This window comes from Streptomyces sp. SID13726 (assembly GCF_010548375.1).
Taxonomy (GTDB): Bacteria; Actinomycetota; Actinomycetes; order Streptomycetales; family Streptomycetaceae; genus Streptomyces.
On the sequence record NZ_JAAGLY010000122.1, the window covers coordinates 1 to 677 of the forward strand.

General features: G+C 77.1%; 1 protein-coding gene and 1 pseudogene. Both read right to left on the reverse strand.

Annotated elements, in window-relative coordinates; translation table 11 throughout:
- Window positions 1–477 (reverse strand): annotated as a pseudogene (locus tag G3I78_RS46685) (hypothetical protein); the annotation flags it as partial.
- Window positions 474–677 (reverse strand): hypothetical protein (locus G3I78_RS46690; protein ID WP_164436669.1); only part of this gene is annotated, 204 nt, incomplete at its 5' end. The pseudogene G3I78_RS46685 and the gene G3I78_RS46690, both read right to left, overlap by 4 nt.

The following is a 677-nucleotide window of genomic DNA, read 5'->3' on the forward strand; positions in this document are numbered from 1 at the left end:
CGCGACCACGAGCCCGACGCGTCGCGCGCCGACGAGCGTGAGGGCGACCGCTGCGAGCCACAGGGCCCACATCAGCGCCGTCGGGACGGTCGCCACGAGCGGCGCGCTGCCCTCCGGGCCCAGCATCGCCCGGACGATCGCGGCGGCGAACGCGACGACGCGTGCCGCCATGACCACGAGCACGGCCGGGAGCAGCACGAACAGGAGCCCGGTCGCCGCCCGTCGTTGGCGCGGCGTCGAGCCCAGCGGCGCGAGCAGCCACTCCCGGGCGGCGGCCCGCACCAGGTCCGTCCGCTCGGCGCGGGTCGGGCGCGACTGCCCCAGCTGCGCGCCGTCGAGCAGGTGGCCGAGCATCTCGGCCTCGTGCGCCCGCCGGTAGGTGTACGGGAAGAGCCGCAGGAGGCGGCGGTAGTCCCGGACGAGGACGGGAGGGACCGGCGGCTGCGCGACCGAGGTCGGGGCGTCTGCCGCGGTCATGCGGCCACCGCCGTGCCGGGACCCGACGCCGCCAGGAGCGCGCGGTGCGCGGCCCGGGACGCGGCGAGCTCGTCGAGGCGGTTGACCACCCACCGGGCCACGAGCGTGACGACGACCGACAGCGCGACCACCCCGAGCACGTTGCCCAGGTTCACGGCCGTGGTGTCGAGCGCGCCGGACCAGAAGACGTCCGAACCGCT